At 65.6% G+C, this 16303-nt stretch carries 15 protein-coding genes; 4 read left to right on the top strand and 11 right to left on the bottom strand.

Translation table 11 applies throughout. The features are described from left to right. Positions 1–77: 77 nt before the first annotated feature. The 6 genes from AC1C2M_RS14060 to AC1C2M_RS14035 are packed head-to-tail and all read right to left on the bottom strand — an operon-like array spanning position 78 to position 7923. Positions 78–821: a response regulator gene (locus AC1C2M_RS14060; RefSeq protein ID WP_495433498.1), complete on the bottom strand. Its 744-nt coding sequence runs from the start codon at positions 819–821 to the stop codon at positions 78–80. Between the two features lie 5 nt (positions 822–826). Then, positions 827–3361, bottom strand: coding sequence for a sensor histidine kinase (locus tag AC1C2M_RS14055; protein ID WP_495437197.1), 2535 nt, complete (start codon positions 3359–3361; stop codon positions 827–829). 2 nt (positions 3362–3363) lie between these two features. Further along, positions 3364–3972, bottom strand: a complete 609-nt coding sequence (gene kdpC, locus AC1C2M_RS14050; RefSeq protein WP_495437195.1) for a potassium-transporting ATPase subunit KdpC — start codon at positions 3970–3972, stop codon at positions 3364–3366. A 26-nt stretch (positions 3973–3998) separates the two neighbouring features. Then, complete coding sequence (gene kdpB / locus AC1C2M_RS14045; RefSeq protein WP_495433495.1) at positions 3999–6158, bottom strand: potassium-transporting ATPase subunit KdpB; 2160 nt, start codon at positions 6156–6158, stop codon at positions 3999–4001. A 3-nt stretch (positions 6159–6161) separates the two neighbouring features. Beyond that, positions 6162–7835 (bottom strand): potassium-transporting ATPase subunit KdpA, encoded by a 1674-nt coding sequence (gene kdpA / locus AC1C2M_RS14040; protein ID WP_483406220.1) that lies wholly within the window; start codon positions 7833–7835, stop codon positions 6162–6164. A gap of 1 nt (position 7836) precedes the next feature. Continuing rightward, a complete protein-coding gene (locus AC1C2M_RS14035; protein ID WP_033373121.1) occupies positions 7837–7923 on the bottom strand; it encodes a potassium-transporting ATPase subunit F in 87 nt (28 codons plus the stop codon). Between the two features lie 357 nt (positions 7924–8280). Here AC1C2M_RS14035 and AC1C2M_RS14030 point away from each other — a divergent pair, with 357 nt between their 5' ends. Both AC1C2M_RS14030 and AC1C2M_RS14025 read left to right on the top strand, forming a co-directional pair. Then, positions 8281–8547 carry an acylphosphatase gene (locus AC1C2M_RS14030; protein WP_483406221.1) on the top strand — a complete coding sequence of 89 codons (267 nt, stop codon included), beginning with the start codon at positions 8281–8283 and terminating at the stop codon, positions 8545–8547. A 31-nt stretch (positions 8548–8578) separates the two neighbouring features. Beyond that, entirely contained in the window at positions 8579–9064 is a 486-nt protein-coding gene (locus AC1C2M_RS14025; protein ID WP_495437193.1) for a 2'-5' RNA ligase family protein, read from the top strand. Between the two features lie 53 nt (positions 9065–9117). Here AC1C2M_RS14025 and AC1C2M_RS14020 read toward each other — a convergent pair whose 3' ends face one another. Beyond that, positions 9118–9627, bottom strand: a complete 510-nt coding sequence (locus AC1C2M_RS14020; RefSeq protein WP_495437192.1) for a hypothetical protein — start codon at positions 9625–9627, stop codon at positions 9118–9120. A 122-nt stretch (positions 9628–9749) separates the two neighbouring features. On the opposite strand from AC1C2M_RS14020, the gene AC1C2M_RS14015 reads away from it, so the two are divergent. Both AC1C2M_RS14015 and AC1C2M_RS14010 read left to right on the top strand, forming a co-directional pair. Further along, entirely contained in the window at positions 9750–9962 is a 213-nt protein-coding gene (locus AC1C2M_RS14015; protein WP_495437190.1) for a hypothetical protein, read from the top strand. Between the two features lie 47 nt (positions 9963–10009). Then, the gene (locus tag AC1C2M_RS14010; protein ID WP_483406225.1) at positions 10010–10786 is read left to right on the top strand and encodes a hypothetical protein; all 777 of its coding nucleotides are present in this window, start codon (positions 10010–10012) and stop codon (positions 10784–10786) included. Between the two features lie 71 nt (positions 10787–10857). Here the strand turns inward: AC1C2M_RS14010 and AC1C2M_RS14005 are convergent, their stop codons facing one another. The 4 genes from AC1C2M_RS14005 to AC1C2M_RS13990 form a co-directional block, all read right to left on the bottom strand. Next, positions 10858–11700, bottom strand: a complete 843-nt coding sequence (locus tag AC1C2M_RS14005) for an SMP-30/gluconolactonase/LRE family protein (protein WP_495433492.1) — start codon at positions 11698–11700, stop codon at positions 10858–10860. A 4-nt stretch (positions 11701–11704) separates the two neighbouring features. After that, on the bottom strand, positions 11705–11884 hold the full coding sequence (locus AC1C2M_RS14000) for a PspC domain-containing protein (protein WP_483406227.1): 180 nt from the start codon (positions 11882–11884) through the stop codon (positions 11705–11707). 91 nt (positions 11885–11975) lie between these two features. Next, positions 11976–14975, bottom strand: coding sequence for an AAA family ATPase (locus tag AC1C2M_RS13995; protein ID WP_495437188.1), 3000 nt, complete (start codon positions 14973–14975; stop codon positions 11976–11978). Then, complete coding sequence (locus AC1C2M_RS13990) at positions 14972–16219, bottom strand: exonuclease SbcCD subunit D (RefSeq protein ID WP_495437187.1); 1248 nt, start codon at positions 16217–16219, stop codon at positions 14972–14974. Before AC1C2M_RS13990 ends, AC1C2M_RS13995 begins: the two co-directional genes overlap by 4 nt. Positions 16220–16303: the final 84 nt, after the last annotated feature.

Below are 16303 nucleotides of genomic sequence, written 5' to 3'. Positions count from 1 at the left end.
AATCCGTCGGGTACGGAGGTACGCCGGGCATCCGTAATTCTGGCGGTCCTGCGCGTTCAACCCACTGGGGTTGCCCCCTAGGTTTCAGCTGTTGGCGCTGTCATCGTTGACGCCGGAGCAGGCCCGGATGCCGCGTCATCCGTCTGGAACCTGTAGCCCATGCCGGGTTCAGTGAGCAAAAATCGCGGCCTGGACGGATCCGGCTCGATCTTCTTGCGCAACTGGGCGATATACAACCGCAGGTACCCGGTGTCGGTGATGTGCTCAGATCCCCAGATGTCGCTGAGGAGACTCTGACGAGTGACCAGTTTTCCCGGATTCCGGACGAGAAGCTCAAGTACCTGCCATTCGGTGGGCGTGAGTCGTACCGACTCGGTCCCGGAGGCGAGGGAGCGGGTGACACTGCGCGCTGCGAGGTCGATGGTGATATCGGCGATCCGCGTCACCGGAACGGATTCCTGTGACGGCACCCGCCTGGTGAGGGCCCGGATCCGGGCGAGGAGTTCATCGATGGAGAAGGGCTTGGTGACGTAGTCATCGGCACCGGCATCCAATGCCTCGACCTTGTCGGTTGCGCCCGTGCGACCAGAGACAACAAGGATCGGCGCCTGGGTCCACCCGCGCAGCGCCTGGATCACCTCGATGCCGTCGAGCTCCGGCATCCCGAGATCGAGCATGAAAATGTCGGGGCGGTGCTCGATCGCCGCGTTGATCGCTTCCACTCCGGTCGCGGCGGTGACGATGTCATACCCCCGTGCCCGCAGGGTGACCCGCAGCGCGCGGAGGATCTGCGGGTCGTCGTCCGCGATGAGAATCTTCATGTCGGTCATTCCTGGTCGTTCGGAGCGGGCGGGGTGCTAACGAATCCGGTCTCGGCCGGAACGTCCTCGGCAATGGGGAGAGCGATCACCATGGTCAGTCCACCGCCGGGGGTATCCTCCACCTCGAGAGTTCCGCCCATCCCCTCGGTGAATCCCTTGGACAGCGCGAGCCCGAGGCCGAGTCCAGTGAGGTTGTCGGTGTCGCCAAGACGCTGAAATGCCATAAAGACGTCGTCGCGACGTTCGGGGGCGATGCCGGGGCCGTGATCGATGATGCGGATCTCGACGGTGCCGCCGAAGCTGCTCCCCGCGACCCGCACCCGGGTTCCTGGCGGGGCGAAGCGGGTCGCGTTCGCGAGGATGTTGACGACCACCCTCTGCAGCAGCCCGGGGTCGGCGATGATGTCTGGCAGCCCGGGTTCCAGGGCGATTTCGACGTCGCGCGGTCCCAGGTGAAGCTCGTCAAGCGCGGGAAGGATGACGTCGTCTGCGGCGACTCGACTCAGTGACACCCCGAGCACGCCGGCTTGCACCCGGCTCACATCGAGGAGAGTAGTGACGAGCGATGAGAGGGTGCCGAGGCTTTCCTCCGCGGTAGCGAGGAGCTCCTCTCGATCGTCGGGCGACCAGGAAACATCGGTCGCCCGCAATCCGCTCACCGCAGCTGTTGCCGCGGCGAGCGGGCGCCGAAGATCGTGACTGACCGCGGACAGCAGCGCGCTCCGTACCCGGTCGGTCTCGGCAAGCGGACCGACCTCGCGAGCCGTTGCCGTGAGGTCGGAGTGTTCGAGTGCCGCGTTGACCTGAGCGGCGATCACGGCGAGAAGACGACGTTCGGATGCCTGCAGGTCGCCTCCGTGGAGCTCAAGCGTTGCCCGATCGCCAACGGGCACCGCGGTGAATTTCTCGTCAAGGGTCGGCTCGCCATCACGAACCAGTACCTGCCCGTCGACCACGAGGCGCACTCCGGTCAGGGAGAACGCCTCCCTCGTCCGGCTGATCAACGCCTGGAGCGCGCTCTGCCCGCGGAGCACACTCCCCGCGACAGTTGCGAGAAGTTCCGCTTCTGCTGCGGCGCGCCTGGCGGCTCGTGTCCGACGCGCGGCCTGGTCGACGACGTAGCTGACAAGCGTCGCATTGAGAACGTAGAGCGCGAGCGTCACGAGCTGGATGGGTTCGTTGACCGTGATCGTGCGCACCGGCTCGACGAAGAAGAAATTGAGGGTGAGTCCCGAGAGGAAGGCGGCGAACAGTGCGGGCCAGATTCCACCCACGAGCGCAACGATGACGACGAGCAGCTGGTAGGCAAGCACGTCGCTCGAGAACGAGTCAGGGTTGCGGAGCGAGACGAGCAGCCAGGTGAGGAGTGGACCGGCGCCGAGAGCGAGGAGGAACCCGGCGATGCGCCGCTTCATGGTGAGCGCCCCGCCCAGCCGCGGGAGCGAGAATTTCCCTCCTCCCGCTGCGGAGTGCGTGACGATGTGCACGTCGATGTCACCGGACTCGCGAATCACCGTTGCGCCGATTCCGGGGCCGCTGATAGCCGCCGCGACGCGGTTCCTGCGGCTCACCCCGATGACGAGTTGAGTCGCGTTCGCTCCTCGCGCGAACTCAACGAGCGCACGGGGAATGTCGTCACCGACGACCTGGTGGTAACTGCCGCCGAGCTTCTCGACGAGGGCTCGTTGCTCGGCGAGGGCTTCGGGGTGTGCGCTCCGAAGCCCGTCCTGGCCCGTGACGTGCACGGCGAGGAGCTCGCCTCCAGAGGACCTGGCAGCGATCCGGGCACCGCGGCGGATGAGGGTCTCTCCCTCAAGGCCACCGGTCAGCGCGATGACGACCCGCTCCCTCGCCTCCCATTTCGCGTCGATCCCGTGCTCAGCGCGGTAATTGCGGAGCGCACTGTCGACCTCATCAGCCAGCCAGAGCAGCGCAAGTTCGCGGAGAGCCGTGAGGTTTCCGAGCCTGAAGTAATTCGACAACGCGGCGTCGATCCGCTCTGCCGGATACACCCGGCCCGCCGACAGCCGATCCCTGAGCGCCTGCGGGGCCAGGTCGACGACCTCGATCTGCTCGGCCGCTCGCAACACCTTGTCGGGAACCGTTTCGCGTTGGGGCACACCGGTGATCTGGTGAACCACGTCGTTGAGCGACTCGATGTGCTGGATATTGACGGTCGAAATGACGTCGATCCCGGCGGCGAGCAGGGCGTCGACGTCCTGCCATCTCTTCTCGTTCGCGGATCCGGGAGCATTGGTGTGGGCTAGTTCGTCCACGAGGGCGACATCCGGATGCCGGGAAATCACGGCGTCGAGGTCAAGCTCGGTCAGTTCCACACCGCGGTGCGAGACGGCCATGCGCGGGATGACCTCGAGGCCTTCGACCATCGCTGCTGTGGCCGCGCGACCGTGGGTTTCCACGATCGCGACGACCACATCGCTGCCTTCATCGCGAAGACGTTTGCCTTCTTCGAGCATGGTGAAGGTCTTTCCGACACCGGGAGCGGCGCCGAGCAGGACCCTCAGCCGCCCTCGCTTCATCCTCAGCCCTTCAGGCCCTGGAGGGCGATATTCAACTCGAGCACGTTCACGGTCGGCTCGCCCAGAAAACCGACATCCCTATTCTGGACGCTATCCTCGACCAGAGCTGCGACATCATCCTCTGACAAACGTCGTTCAGCCGCTACCCGTGCCACCTGGAGACGGGCGTATTCGGGGCTGATGTGGGGATCGAGACCGGAGGCCGACGTGGTGAGGGCATCGACAGGGACCTCTCCGGGATCGACATCGTTGAACGCGGCGACCTGGTCCCTGCGCTCTTCGATTGCCGCAATCAGGTCGGGATTCTCCGGGCCAAAGTTGGAGCCGCTCGAGGCGCCAGCGTCGTAGCCGTCACCGGCTGCTGACGGCCGCGGCTGGAACCACTCGGGCAGAGGGTTGCCTTCGGCGTCGCTGAAGGACTGGCCGATGAGGGCTGAGCCGACGGTTGTCCCGTTCGCTTCAAGAGTGGAGCCATTCGCCTGGCCGGGAAAGGCGATCTGCCCGATACCGGTGATCGCGAGCGGATAGGCGAGGCCGAGGGCGACGGTGAGGACCGCCATCGCCCGGAGCGCTACCCCTGCTGTTCGCAGGGTGGTGCGTGAGGAACTCATTGTTTTCTTCTCTCTCAGGAGGTAAATCAGAATCCGGGGATCAGGCTGACGACGAGGTCGATGAGCTTGATTCCGATAAAGGGAGCGATGACGCCGCCGACGCCGTAGATCAGCAGGTTCCTCGACAACACCCGTGAGGCACTCAACGGGCGGTACTTCACTCCGCGGAGGGCGAGCGGAATCAGCACGATGATGACGACAGCATTGAAGATGATCGCGGACAGCACAGCGGATGCCGGCGAGTGCAACCCCATGATGTTGAGCACGGCCAGACCGGGGAAGACCCCGGCGAACATCGCGGGGATAATCGCGAAGTACTTCGCCACGTCGTTGGCGATGGAGAACGTGGTGAGCGCTCCACGCGTGATCAGCAATTGCTTGCCAATCGCCACGATGTCGATGAGCTTGGTCGGGTCGGAGTCGAGGTCAACCATGTTGCCCGCCTCCTTCGCCGCTGATGTGCCCGTGTTCATCGCGACTCCGACGTCGGCCTGTGCCAGCGCCGGGGCGTCATTGGTGCCGTCACCGGTCATGGCGACGAGGTTGCCGCCCGCCTGCTCCTTCTTGATGAGCTCCATCTTGTCTTCGGGTGTGGCTTCAGCCAGGAAGTCATCGACTCCGGCCTCCGCGGCAATCGCCTTCGCCGTCAGAGGGTTGTCACCCGTGATCATCACCGTGCGGATACCCATGGCCCGCAGCTCAGCGAAACGCTCGGCCAGTCCGTCCTTGACGACGTCCTTCAGGTGAACCACACCCAGGATCCTGGCGCCTTCCTCCGGCGACTTCGCGGCAACGACGAGGGGGGTTCCGCCCGATGAGGAGATCCGCTCCACCTGCTCGTCCAGGTCCGCGAGTATGGAACTCGCGGCACGCTTGTCCTGCTCGATCCAGGCAATCACGGCAGAGCTCGCGCCCTTCCGGATCTGGGTGCCGTCCGGCTGGTCGATTCCGGACATCCTGGTCTGCGCGGTGAACGGCACGACGTCACCGACGGCAAAGTCACCGACGTGGACACCCTGCTCGTTGGCGAGGTCGACGATCGACTTGCCCTCCGGCGTCGGGTCGGCGAGCGACGACAGCGCGGCAGCCCGAACGAGCTCCTGCTCGTCGATTCCGGCAAGCCTCACGAACTCGGATGCCTGTCGGTTTCCGTACGTGATCGTTCCCGTCTTGTCGAGCAGCAGGGTCGTCACGTCTCCGGCGGCCTCAACGGCTCGGCCCGACATCGCCAGAACGTTGTGCTGCACGAGCCTGTCCATTCCGGCGATGCCGATCGCGGACAGCAGGGCGCCGATGGTTGTCGGGATGAGGCACACGAGAAGCGCGATGAGCACCGGAACGCTCACCTCGGCCGACACCGACGACGCAATCGGGTTGAGTGTGAGGGTGACGACAACGAAGATGATGGAGAGACTCGACAGCAGCACATTCAGCGCTATCTCGTTGGGCGTCTTCTGCCGTGCCGCACCCTCGACCAGCCCGATCATGCGATCGACGAAGGTCTCGCCCGGCTTGGACGTGATCCGGATTACGATGCGGTCGGACAGCACCCGGGTGCCGCCGGTAACGGCGCTTCGGTCGCCCCCCGATTCGCGGACCACCGGCGCTGATTCGCCGGTAATGGCTGACTCATCGATTGAGGCAATGCCCCAGATGATGTCACCGTCTCCCGGTACGAGTTCACCGGCGCTGACGACGACGACGTCCCCGAGGGTCAGATCAGCCGACGAGACCTCGTCGGGGACCGCCCCTGAGGCGGAGGGGTCCCCCGCCTCGTCGTAGTCGACAACGCGGTGGGCGGTCGTACTTGTCCTGGTCTTTCGCAGGCTGTCGGCCTGAGCCTTACCGCGCCCCTCGGCAACCGACTCCGCGAGGTTCGCGAAGAGAACGGTCAGCCACAGCCAGACGGCGATACCCCAGGTGAACGTCGAGGGGATCGCAGATCCGCCCGACGCTTCCGGTCCGCCGAGGAACGGTTCAGCGATCGCGATCGCCGTGGTGAGAACGGCTCCGACCTCGACGATGAACATGACGGGGTTGCGCCACATGATTCGCGGGTCGAGCTTACGGAATGCGCCGGGAACGGCGTCGAGGAGGGCGGCGGGCCCGAACGCCGCCTTGGGTTCTTCCGCCGGTTTCTGCTCGGGAGCGTTCCGTGACGATGACGGTGCGGTGAGTGTGGACATGGTTTACAGCAGCCCTTCTGCGAGGGGTCCCAGTGTGAGCACGGGGAAGAATGTGAGTGCGGTCACGATGACCGTCACACCGGTGAGAAGACCGACAAAGAGCGGCCGGTGAGTTGGCATGGTTCCCGCTGTTGCCGGAACCTTGTCCTGTGCCGCGAGCGAACCGGCGAGCGCGAGAACGAAGACCATCGGCAGGAACCGCCCGAGGAGGATCGTGACGCCGAGGGCTGTGTTGAACCACGGAGTGTTCGCTGTCAGTCCCGCGAATGCCGAACCGTTGTTATTCGCGGCAGAGGCGAACGCGTAGATCACCTCGGAGAGGCCGTGGTTGCCCGGGTTCCAGATCGACGTCGACTCAACGTCAGAACGGATGGCGGGGATCGCGAAGCTCAGGGCCGTGCCACCGAGAACGAGGGTGGGCATGACCAGGATGTAGAGGCTCGCGAGCTTGATCTCCTTCGGCCCGATCTTCTTGCCCAGGTACTCCGGAGTGCGTCCGACGAGCAGTCCGGCAACGAACACGGCGATGATCGCGAGAATCAGCATGCCGTAGAGCCCAGAGCCGACCCCACCTGGCGCAACTTCTCCGAGCATCATGTTGAGCATCGGCATCATGCCGCCGAGAGCCGTATATGAGTCGTGCATCGAGTTCACGGCACCGGTCGAGGTGAGCGTGCTCGTCGAGCCGAAGAGGGTCGAGGCGAAGATTCCGAAGCGCTGCTCCTTGCCCTCCATCGCACCTCCGGCCAGCTGTGGCGCCGTACCGAGGCCGGCGCGCTCGACGAGCGAGAGGATGGTGAGTGATGCGATGTAGAACGTCGCCATGACCGCGAGGATCGCAGAGCCCTGACGGCGGTCTCCGACCATGCGGCCGAAGGTGCGTGGCAGCGCGAACGGGATGGCGAGCATCAACACGTTCTGGAAGAGGCTTGTCCACGCCGACGGGTTCTCGAACGGGTGCGCGGCGTTCGCGTTGAAGAAGCCACCACCGTTCGTACCGAGGTTCTTGATGGCCTCCTGCGAGGCAACGGGGCCACCCGGCAGGCTCTGCACGCCACCGGACAGTGTGGAGATTTCAGTGAACCCGTTGAAGTTCTGGATGACTCCGCTCGCGATCAGCACTATTGCGCTGAGCACGGAGAGTGGCAGCAACAGCCGGAGGGTTCCGCGCGTCATGTCGACCCAGAAGTTGCCGATGGTGCCGGAACGACTCCGCGCGAAACCGCGGACCAGCGCGATGGCAACCGCAATTCCGACGGCAGCTGAAACGAAGTTCTGCACGGCAAGACCAGCGATCTGCACTGTGTAGCCGACGGTCACCTCGGGCGAGTACGACTGCCAGTTGGTGTTACCGACGAACGATGCCGCCGTGTTGAACGACAGGCCCTCTGGCACAGCCGGGAGCCCGAGAGAGTACGGCAGCACGGTCTGGAAACGCTGCAGGAGATAGACCAGGAGAAGACCGATGCCGGAGAACCAGAGCACGCCGCGCACGTAGGCCTGCCAGGTCTGTTCGACCGAGGCGTCCACTCCGATGAGCCGGTAGAAGCCGCGCTCGATCCTGAGGTTCTTCGTCGAGGTATAGAGGTGGGCCATGTAGTCGCCGAGCGGGCGATACAGGAGAGCGAGGATGAGGGCAAGGGAAGCGACCTGAAGGATCGCGAAGAGACCGGCCATCCTAGAACCGCTCCGGTTTTACGAGTGCGTACACGAGATAGACGATGGCGGCGATTCCCAGGCCAGCGGCCAGGAGGGAGAAGAACATCACAGCTTCTCAACCCCCTTGGCGGCAAGGCCGACCAGCACGAACACGGCAATGCTGCCGAGCACGTAGACGATGTCAAGCAATTTCGGTTCCTTCAGGGGATTTCTCGCGCGATGCCGACGGGCATGCGGTCACCCGGGCTCGGGTGCGACATCTGATTAGACACCCGTGGTTCAGGGCCTTTGCGGCGTCCTAACGGAATCCAAACGGCGCTTACGCGAAACCTAACGACACCTGAACAGCGGGTCCGAACGACCCTCGCTGCTCGCGCACACCGAGAGGGATTCCGGGGAGGGCCCGTCGTCACAAACCCGTGGGGCCTCTGGTAATCGACACACCCGGCGTGAGAATGGGAGGGTGATTCGCAAACATGTCATCGTGCACGGCAGTGTGCAGGGGGTCGGCTTTCGCTACTGGACGAGAGCCGAAGCTGCGCGCCTCGGTGTCACCGGTTGGGTGCGCAACAGGCTCGACGGCAGCGTAGAGGCCGAGGTCGAAGGAACTGAGTCCGCCGTTGCCGCCATGATGGCCTGGCTTCAGCACGGCCCGAGTTCAGCGGTCGTCTCCGACGTGGACAGCGCAGACATCCACGTGAGGAACGACACCGAGTTTTCGGTGCTCTAAAGCCCCGTCCCCCTGGCCATAGACTCGGCACATGTCGCGCGTGGTGGTGGTCGTTCCCTTGGAACCGCTCCGGGCCGGCGACAGTTTCCTCGTCAGTTCGTGGCCATTGCACATCACAGTGGTTCCCCCGTTTGCAACGGAGGCGGAGACTGCCGTGATCGCGACCGCTCTCGCCGACGCGGTCGGTGACCTCACACCGTTCAGCGTTCGCGCCACCGGGGACGCCCTTTTCGGGCGCCGCCACGACATCCCCGTCACCCTCATTGCCGACGACGAACGCCTGTTCGCCCTCCGCGACCAGCTGGTTGCGGCTGTGCGGCCGCTCGCGACGACACCGGACGAACCTGCTTTCTCGCGGCCGGACTTTCGCCCGCACGTCACCGTGAAGGGTGAGAAGCGGGTTGTCGACGGCCAGGAACTCCACCTGGCGCAGGTCGCTCTCGTCGACATGGCTCCGCGCCAGTCGCCCGGCGGACGAACGGTTCTCGCGACAGTGCCGCTGAACTCGTGCCGCTGAACTCGTGCCGCTGAAACCCGCTCCATTGGAGCCAGGCGTACTGGGCCAGGCCGCTACGCCTGGTCCTCGGCTCCGTCGACCTGCTGCTCGTCCTGGTCGTTATCGAGGAACACACGTTTGTATTTGCGTCCGTCTGGCAGCTCAACAGTCTCAGCCCGAAGAGAACCACGGCTCACCCGAAGGTAGATGGCCTGCGCGGTGACTCCCAGGCGGGCGGCCGCCTCCGACACGGACAATCCGGGAAGGTCCGTCGGCACGCTGCTCGGTCGTGCTGCCCGCTTGCGTCCCGCCTCGTGACGCTCGGTGATCTCCTCGTCGGTGCCGAGCCAGCGCCATTTCGCTGCCGACGGTTTCAGGCCGGACGCATCGGCGACGCTTTCCCACGACGCGCCGCCGTCGATGGCCTCGCGCACCGCCGTGAGGGTTGCCGGGTCTTTCTCCAGCTCTCCGAGAAGTGAACGGATGTCGCGAAGCCGGCTGAGGGCATCCGGCGGCGTTTCGGCACTGTCGCCATCAACGACGCGGGAGAGGGCTGCACGTGAGGCAGGCGACAGGTAAGGCACGGCCCTATGGTAACTGCAGGCCGCTGCATGACGCGGATCTGTCTCGAGCGCAACCCCTTGAACCGTGGAGCATTAGGCAACAGGGTTGACGCTGTCCCCACCATGACTGTCAGGAGCTAGACATGAGTCCCAGGTTCATCTTCATTCTCGCCATAGCGTTCAGCGCCTATGTGCTCGGTGCCAAGGCTGGCCGGCCGCGTTATGAGCAGATTCGCAAGAGCGTGACCTCGTTCTGGGACGACCCGCAGGTCAAGGCAGCCCGCAAAACCGTCGGCAAGAAGGCCAAGAGGTCCGAAAAGGCGCTCGTGAAGAAGATCAAGCAGCGCACGCGGTAACCAGCACGACCAGAATTGACCGACCACACACTTTCCCGGAGGTAACAATGAGTGAGCCCACAAAAGACGAAATCCCCACCCCGGCGGAGGTCTTCGCCAACTCCGACCTGGCCGATGCCCCCGACACCAGCCACACAGACGACGACGCTTCGGCGGACGACTCAAGCAGCAACGAGCCGAACGACAGCGACTCGAACAGCAACGACTCGAACGACAGCGACTCGAGCGACAATGACTCGAACGACAATGACTCGAACGACAATGGCGGGTCGGATGACGCAGACAGCGCTGCCGACGCTGACGCCCCGATCGCTTTCGAAGAGCCCCACGCCGACCAGTCCGGTGACGAGCAGTCGGATGAGTCCGACGGGCAGTCCGATGGCGAGCCGTCCTCGATCGGCGAACCAGACGTGGAGGCCGCAGCGGACCACGCGCACACGGCAGTCGACGAGGCGCCAATCGACGCACCGGGGCTGAAGGACGCCGCCCACGATGCTGTCGAGCGGGGCGCCGAGGCGGTGAAGCCTCTCGCCGAAAAGGCCGATGATGTTGGCGAAGCTGCCGAGAAGGCGGCGCAGGCGGCCCAGGCGGTCGCCGCCCAGGTCTCCGAGAGGCTCGCGAAAGCGGCGGCGATGGCCTCTGACAAGGCGTCACAGGCTGCGGACGCCTCACGCGAGGCGATCGATGCCGCCCGTGATGCAACGCAGGCCGCTGTCGCAGACTTGCGGACGAACTACGAAAAGCGTCCGGGCAGGCTAATCGCTATCGCGGCCGTCGGCGTACTCGCGACCGTCGGACTTCTCGTCAAGGCGTTCCGCCGCTAGACGTTCCCAACACCGACGAAGGCCCCCGACGATCCGTCAGGGGCCTTCGTTCTGTGGCGGGTCAGGTCGGGTCAGCCGGCGTACGGCAGCACGGGCTTGCCAGCCACGTCCACCCTGACGGTGAATACCGCGCCAGCCTCCGGCTCGGGGTCGTCGAGGTTCTCCCTGGAGGTGGTGATGAACAGATCGCGACCGTCCTCTCCGCCAAGGGTGCACGCTGTGACAAGGCGAACCGGCAACGCGATCTCGGTGAGGATCGTGGCATCCGGTGAATACAACCGCACCCGGCCGACGGAGTTCATCGCGACCCAGATATTGCCCTCGGAGTCGACGCAGAGCCCGTCGGGGCTGCCGTCGCCTCCGTCGGCGAACGGCCGGCGGTTCACCAGGACGTTGTCGACGACGTCGAAGACATCGGTTCGGCCGGTGGCCGTGTCGTTGTAGTACGCGAGGCTGCCGTCCGGGGAGAAGTCGATACCGTTCGACACCGTCACGTGCGGCAGAAACGTCGACACCGAGCCGGCTGGATCGATGCGGTAAAGCGCCGCGGCACCCGGTGTCTGGTCGTAACCCATCGATCCGGCGTAGAGACTGCCGTCTGGTGCGCACCCGCCCTCGTTCATGCGCACTCCCTGGTCGGTCCACAGCTCGATCTCCGACGTCGGCGGCGCGTCGACATCGTCGGCGAGTCCGATGCCGCGCTCGAGGCCGACGACATAGCCGCCGCGCGTGCGAGGGCGCACGAACGCCGCCACGGTGCCGACGTGCATCCGTGTGACGCCGCCGGAGGCATCGACGGAGAGGATGTCGCCCGCGAGCATGTCGACGAAGCGGAGGCCACCCCAGGTGGTCGACCAGACGGGGCCTTCACCGTGGTACGCGACCGGGTCTGTCAGTTGGTGCAGGGGAGCCATACCGTCAGATCTCGTTCGGGATGAGTATCCACAGGATGACGTAGGCGAGGATCTGTGGGCCGGGAAGCAGGAAGCTCAGCACGGTCAGCACCCGCACCAGGGTGGCCGATACTCCGAAACGATTGGCGACCGCCGCGCACACACCGGCGATGACACGGCCGCGACGAGGACGAATGAGGTTCATGCCTCACAGCCTGTCACCGCGGGCGGCCTCGCACAATCGGGGTTGTACCTGATCCTGAGTCAGGGTGAGCGACCGGCTCAGGAAAGCCGGCTCAGGCCAGTTCGAGGTGAGTGGGTGCGGTGCTCATCGCCACGCGGCTCGCGCCCGAGTCGGTGACCTCGATGCGAAGTTTCGCGTGGATCTGTTCCTTCATCGCGTCGACATGACTGATGAGACCGATGGTGCGGCCCCCTGATCGCAGGCTGTCGAGCGTTGACATGGCGATCTCAAGAGTGTCGCCGTCGAGGGAGCCGAATCCTTCGTCGATGAACAGGGTATCGAGGGTGATCCCGCCCGCCTGGTTCGTGACCACCTCGGCGAGGCCGAGCGCGAGCGCGAGCGACGCGAGGAAGGTTTCGCCTCCCGACAGCGAATGTGTGGGGCGGGCGCGCCCCGTGTGCTCGTCGAGGATGGCAAGCCCGAGTCCGGACCGCGTATTGCGGTATTGCACTGAATCGTCGTGCTGGAGCGTGTACCTGCCGCTGGTCATGGTGGCGAGGCGGGCGTTCGCCGCGGTCACGATCTCCTCGAGCTGGGCTGCGAGAACGTAGGTCTCGAGGCGCATGCGCTTCGTGTTGGGTTCATTACCCTGTACGGCACTCGCGAGTGCCCGCACGCGGTCGTATTCCTCCCTCAGCTGGGCGGATGCTTCCTGCTCGGCACGCACCCGGCGCACGATCACGGAGAGCTGGTCGAGGCGCTCCGCCAGAGAGCTTGCGGTCTGGAGTGCTGAGTCACGGATGGCCCTGGTCTCGGCGACGAGAGTTGCTGCTGGCGCGAGATCGACGAGATCGACCGGCAGGTCGGCCAGTTCCGGGTCGGCGAGGGTGGACCTGGCGGACGCCACGGCGTTGTCGAACTCACGGATACGGACCTCGAGCGCCGCAATTTCGGCCGCGCCTCTGCGCGCAGAATCAACGGCGGACTCGTCGGCGAAGTCGTTCTCGGCGAGTTGGCCGACAAGCGTTTCGGTGGCGGCAGCGAGGGCGTCCTGTCGCGTTCGGGTGACCGAGGCGGCTTCGAGCAGGTCACGCGCGGCATCGAGTCGCTGCTCGAGCTCTCCAGCGCGTTCGGCGACCGAGTCGAACCCCGCCCGGTTTTCGGTGACCAGTGACGTTGCGTCATTCAACCGGGCGGTGGCTTCGACTACATCACGAGCGGCGTTGTCGAGGTCGGCGCGCAGCGCCGTCAGGGTTTCTCTGGCGGTGTCGAGCCGGGTTCGGAGTGCCCCCTGCCTGGCCTCCAGCTCGGCTACTTGTTCATCGGCCGTTTCGAGGTCGACGAGCAGGACCGTCGCGTCGGCCAGCTCGGCGTCGATCTCGTCGAGTGGCTTTGACTCGGCGCGCGCCTGCTCACTCGCCAGGCGCGTGGCGAGGTCCTGAGCGGCAAGCGTCGCCGTCTCGAGGTCGGCGCGGCGGGCCTGGACGAGAGCTCGCGCTTGAGTGATGTCGGCCTCGGTCACCTCGGCACCGTCCCACGACGCGGGCTTCGGGTGCTCGGTCGAACCGCAGACCGCACACGCGTCTCCGGCCGCGAGTGCGCCGGCGAGCTCGGCCGCGTGGCCGTTCAGTCGAGCACTGAAGAGTTCGTCGAGGTGAGTGGCGGCGGCGAGGTGCGCCGCACTGGCGTCTTTCTCGGTGAAGCGTGCCTCGGTGAGTTTGCGGTCGAGCGTTGCCGCGCGCTGGGCCGCAGCCCTGGCCACCTCGAGCCGCGCCACCCTGGCCCTCGCCTCGGGGAGGGCGGCGGCGGTAACCCGAACCGTCTTGAGTTCGTCGGCGACGGCGTCGAGTTGCGTTGGGAGCTCTGCGACCCGGGTGGTGGCGTCGGTGACGTCGGCCGCACGGGCAGCATGAACCTGTGTGCACCGCTCGACCTCGGCCGAGAGCCGCGGGAGGGCACGCTCTTCGGCGAGCACGCTCTGCAGCGTGCCGAGCGAACGCGCAAGTTCGTCGATGACCGAACCCAGAGTGTCCGGATCGATGTCGGCGGCACTGTCGGTGTCACTGTCGGCGTCCCTGTCGAGCAGGCCGAGGTATGCCCCGGTCTTCTTCTTCTCGGTCTCGATCGCACGCTGGTACGCCGCCTCGGCACCACGGCGGGCGGCCACATGAGCCCAGACCGATGACGCTCGTCGCGCTCGCTCGAGTGCCTCGCGATCGACCTCAATCGCGCCTGTCTGCGCTTCGAACGTCTCGAGCGTGGACAGGGCACTGTCGCGTCGGAGCTGGCGACGGCGGAGGTCTTGCAACCCCCGGTGCTCGGCGTCGGCCGTGGAGAACTCGGCGTCAGCGACGGTCGCGGCCTCAGCAGCACTCGCGTGTGCGTCGGCGAGACCGGCGAGGATCTCATCGAACCAGGCGAGGGCCGGCTCGCTCGGCGCGTCGTCCTGGACGAGTCCGGCGGCGAGGGCCGCCTGGGTCCTCAGGCTGCCCGCCGAGGAATCGAGCATGGCAGCGAGGTTTTTGCTCCGGCTGACGAGAGCGAGCTCCATTTGTTCGAATCGCTCGGTTCCGAAGAGCGTTCGGAGCACGGCCTGGCGCTCGTCGTTCTTCGCGAGCAGGAACTGCTGGAACCGGTTCTGAGCGAGCAGGATGACCTGGAGGAACTGCTCCTTGGTGAGGCCGAGGATGGCGTCGAGTTCGTGTGCGACGTCGACCGGGCGGGCGGCGATACCCTCCCACACACCGCCGGTCAGCCGAAACAGCTCTGCCGTCGCCTTCTGCGGTGTCGTGCCCGTGCCGCGGGCCTTCGGCCGGTCATATTCCGGTGCTCGGCGTACACGATAGCTCGTACCGTTCACCGTGAATTCCAGCTCGACGAAAGTTGGGTCGCCGGTCTCGCAGTAGTCGCTGCGCAGCCTGGACTGGGTGCCGTCGTACCGGGGAACGCTGCTGTACAGCGCGAAGCAGATGGCGTCGAGGAGGCTGGACTTGCCCGCGCCGGTCTTCCCGGTGATGAGGAAGATGCCGTCGTCGTCGAACCGCTCGAAATCGATGTGCTGCTCGTCTTTATATGGACCGAAGCCGGCGATCCTCAGTTGCTGGATCTTCATGCGTCGACCTCGGCGAGGGCGTCAACCGGGCCACGGGCATCCGTCGGGGAGACGCTCGTCTTCATGGGCTTCGCGGCCGATTCATCGGTCTCGCCAACCGCCACCTCGCCGATCGCCACCTCATTAAGCACCGAGCTGAGTATGTCGGTTTCGAGTTCGGTCGGGCCGATGCCGTTGCGCACGAACTCGAGGAACCCCGAGACGATCTCGGCGTCGGTGCGGGCTCGCACGCGTTCGGCGTACGTGGTTTCAGTTGCCGCAGTGGTCACCGCCGGGCGGTGCTCGAGCGTCACGCAGTGCCCGAACCTCCGCTGCAACTTGCGCATGCCGTCGAGCGGTCGCACCTGGTCGGTGAGAATGACAGAGAGCCAGTGGTCTTCGACCGCTGTGTGAGCGGCATCGGCGAGTATCTCGTCGAGGGAACCGGTGATCACCGAGAGCGAGCGCGGAACCGGAAGACCGACCCACTCCACGGTGGACAAGCCGTCAGCGTCGAGGTCGACGAGCCAGCCGCCCCGCGGCTTCGATGCCTCGGAGAAGGAATAGTGCAGCGGCGCACCCGAGTAACGGACACGCGCACTGAGCGTCGACCTGCCGTGAATGTGCCCGAGCGCGACGTAGTCGGGACCGTCGAAGACGCTCAGCGGGACGTAGTCGATGCCGCCAGAGGTGATGTCGCGCTCGACGTCGCTCGGCTCGACCCCCACAGCGAAGCAGTGGGACAACACGACGCTGCGGCCCCCGCGCTCGGCGAGATCGTCGCGGATGCGGTCCATGACGAAACCGAGGACCTGCTCGTGGTTCTTCAGCGGAACATCCGGGTAATGGTGCCGCAGCAGCGCCGGCTCGAGGTAGGGAATGCCGTAGAAGTGAACAGGACCGAACCCGTCGTCGATCGTGATCGGCTGGCTGTGCTGTTCCTGCCGCGTGACAACGTGCACACCGGCGAGCCCGGAGAACCGCGACATGAAGCCGAGGCGGGTCGCCGAGTCGTGGTTGCCGCTGGTGAGAACGACGGATGCCCCGGCCTCACGCAGCGCGACAACGGCGGCTTCAAGCACGGTGTATGCCTCGGCTGACGGGGTCGCCGAATCGAAGATGTCGCCCGCAACAACCACCACGTCGACCGAGCGTTCGCGCACCTCTGCGGCGAGCGCCGCAAGCACGGTGCGCAGGTTCTCGATGGTCGAGTGACCATGGAACGTGCGACCGATGTGCCAGTCGGAGGTGTGCAGGATTCTCATACCGACACGGTAACCCGGGCCACTGACATCGCTCGCGTGCGACGCCGGTGGCGCGGATTCCCACCGACGTACTGGCGGCATCCG

Source organism: Mycetocola sp. Y444 (genome assembly GCF_059445295.1).
Note: the sequence above shows the minus strand (reverse complement) of the source record. Positions and strands in the feature narration are given on the sequence as shown.